The organism is Polaromonas sp. P3_C2 (assembly GCF_056402675.1).
Genome location: NZ_JBFUGX010000605.1, coordinates 1 through 2,509, shown reverse-complemented (window position 1 = coordinate 2,509; position 2,509 = coordinate 1). Strand labels below are relative to the sequence as shown.

The window sequence follows — 2,509 nt, the reverse complement described above, 5'->3', positions numbered from 1 at the left end:
CCCCTACCCCACCCACGCCGACCGTGCAGAAWAAAGCGGTTGCCAAGGCACCCGACAAACCCGCGCCCCAGCCGCTGGCCATCCCGGATCCGACACCTTCGCCCAATGCCCCGACAGGCGTTGTCACGCCGCCGCTGCCGCCCGCACCTGTGGCCGTGGCACCCGTTACGCCGCCCGCGCCACCGGCAGTACAGCTGCCGTCGAGCGATGCCGACTACCTGCAAAACCCCAAGCCCGCCTATCCGCCCATCAGCCGGCGCCTTGGCGAGCAGGGCAAAGTGATCGTGCGTGTGCTGATCGGCGCAGACGGCCAGGCGAAGAAAACCGAAATCCGCCAGTCAAGCGGTTTTGACCGGCTTGACCAGGCAGCGGTCACCACCGTCATGCGCTGGCGCTACGTGCCCGGCAAGCGTGGCGGCGTGGCCGAAGAGATGTGGTTCAACGTACCCATCAACTTCGTCCTGGAGTAATCTTTTTGAAACCCGTGGAGTATTGATTCATGAATTCCCAATTCGGCCTTGCCAACGTCTGGAGCCAGGGCGATATCGTTACCAAATCGGTGGCCGTGCTGCTACYGGTCATGTCGCTCGCGTCATGGATGGTCATCATCATCAAAACGCTGGACCTCATCAAGTACAAAAAGATCGCCCGCGCCTCTGAAGATTTCTGGCACAGCGAAGACTTTGCCGCAGGCCTGACCAAGCTGGGCGCCGACCCCACCAACCCGTTCCGCCAGCTCGCCCTGGAAGGCCGCGAAGCCACGCTGCACCATCGCAACACCAAGGCGCACCTGCACGACGCCCTGGACGTGAGCGACTGGGTCACGCGTACGCTGCGCAATGCCATCGACGAATTCACCGGCAAGCTGCAGTCCGGCCTGGCCATCCTGGCCTCGGTCGGCTCCACCGCCCCCTTCGTCGGCCTCTTCGGCACCGTGTGGGGCATCTACCATGCGCTGCTGTCCATCGGCGCGGCCGGCCAGGCAACCATCGACAAAGTGGCCGGCCCGATCGGCGAGTCGCTGATCATGACGGCGCTGGGCCTGGCAGTCGCCATCCCCGCCGTGCTTGGCTACAACGCACTGGTGCGTGGCAACAAGGGCGTGCTGCAAAAGCTCAGCCGCTTTGCGCATGACCTGCACGCCTACTTCGTGACCGGCGCCCGCGTGAGCGCCGGCGGCCAACAGGCCAATGTTGTGCCAATGAAAAAAGCCTGAAAGCCAACCCTCTATCCTGCTCTGCCCCACAGCCGCGGAGCTCCCTCATTCAGTGACCGAGAAGCACCATGGCCTTTGGAACCCAAGACGACAGCGATGAGGTGATGAACGAGATCAACATGACGCCCATGGTGGACATCATGCTGGTGCTGCTCATCATCTTCATCATCACGGTTCCCGTGATGAAGCATTCTGTCAACATCGACCTGCCGCGCGCCTCCAACGAAGCGCAAAACATCAAGCCGGAAACGATTCGCCTGAGCGTGGATGCGGAAGGCAGCTATTTCCTGAACGAGACCAAAATTTCAGACGAAGAACTGGTCACGCAGCTCAAGGCGTCGGCGGCACAAAACCCGCAGCCAGACCTGCATATCCGCGGCGACAAATCAGTGCGCTACGAGCGCGTAGCCCAAGCCATGGCAGCAGCCCAACAGGCCGGGCTGCGCAAGATCGGTTTCATCACTGAACCCAAGAACTAACCAGGGCCTGCAGGACTGATCAGGGTCCTGGACGCATGCCTGCTGGACAGGCACTCCAGGTTTTTCACACAGAAAGAAACAAAACCGCAGCCTGGATTCGCTTGACTTTCAAATGAGAATGGTTATCATTAACTTAACGAAACCCAAACAGGTTTAACCATCATGTCCATCGCAATGCCCGCCTCTCATACCCTGAGCCTTCCTGCCCGCGCCCCTGCGCACACAGAGACCGCTTCTGGCAGCCATTCGTCGGGCGCTTCCGCCGCTTGCGTCAACAGCACCGAAATCCTGCGCGGGCAAAAGGCCGTGGAAATCAACCACAACGGCTCGACTTACCGCCTTCAGGCCACTCGCCTGGGCAAACTGATTTTGACCAAGTAAGCCGCCTTCACGGTTTCATCACCCTCTTCATCAGCACAGTTTCATCGTGGGGCGATCCGGGGCTACCAAGCCTCCAAGGTCGTTTTTAGCCAGCCACAGACCCCTTCGGGGTTGTTTAGCCAGGCTTTTTTTCTTGATGTTGTTCTGCTCTCGCCAACAAAAAAGCCGACCCTCTGGTCGGCTTTTTTGTTCCCGCTGCGAAGCGGTTTACAGGCCGATGGCGGCAATACCAGCGCGCGCAATTTGCGCATCTTCGCTGGATTTCACGCCGCTCACACCCACAGCGCCAATGCACTGCCCTTCTTTCACGATGGGTACGCCGCCTTCGAGCATGCCGTGAATGTAGGGCGCCGACAGAAAGGACGTACGGCCGCCGTTGATGACGTCCTCGTAAACCTTGCTCTCACGGCGGCCCATGGCGGCCGTATTGGCC

The 2,509-nt window shown here is 60.4% G+C and carries 5 protein-coding genes; 4 read left to right on the top strand and 1 reads right to left on the bottom strand.

The window, feature by feature from the left end:
• The 4 genes from AC1DWI_RS19650 to AC1DWI_RS19635 all read left to right on the top strand — a co-directional run.
• A partial coding sequence (locus AC1DWI_RS19650; RefSeq protein WP_477725516.1) for an energy transducer TonB occupies positions 1-470 on the top strand: 470 nt, incomplete at its 5' end.
• A 29-nt stretch (positions 471-499) separates the two neighbouring features.
• Positions 500-1,216 carry a MotA/TolQ/ExbB proton channel family protein gene (locus AC1DWI_RS19645; protein ID WP_477725515.1) on the top strand — a complete coding sequence of 239 codons (717 nt, stop codon included), beginning with the start codon at positions 500-502 and terminating at the stop codon, positions 1,214-1,216.
• A 68-nt stretch (positions 1,217-1,284) separates the two neighbouring features.
• Positions 1,285-1,695 carry an ExbD/TolR family protein gene (locus AC1DWI_RS19640; protein WP_477671012.1) on the top strand — a complete coding sequence of 137 codons (411 nt, stop codon included), beginning with the start codon at positions 1,285-1,287 and terminating at the stop codon, positions 1,693-1,695.
• A 162-nt stretch (positions 1,696-1,857) separates the two neighbouring features.
• Complete coding sequence (locus tag AC1DWI_RS19635) at positions 1,858-2,076, top strand: hemin uptake protein HemP (RefSeq protein WP_477671013.1); 219 nt, start codon at positions 1,858-1,860, stop codon at positions 2,074-2,076.
• A 207-nt stretch (positions 2,077-2,283) separates the two neighbouring features.
• Here AC1DWI_RS19635 and AC1DWI_RS19630 read toward each other — a convergent pair.
• On the bottom strand, positions 2,284-2,509 hold a 226-nt coding region (locus AC1DWI_RS19630; RefSeq protein WP_477725514.1), incomplete at its 5' end, for a GlcG/HbpS family heme-binding protein.

What these genes read in the sequence shown, in the direction of transcription:
- AC1DWI_RS19640 (WP_477671012.1), top strand. Translation starts at nt 1,285, where the DNA reads ATGGCCTTTGGAACCCAAGACGACAGCGATGAGGTGATGAACGAGATC.
- AC1DWI_RS19635 (WP_477671013.1), top strand. Translation starts at nt 1,858, where the DNA reads ATGTCCATCGCAATGCCCGCCTCTCATACCCTGAGCCTTCCTGCCCGC.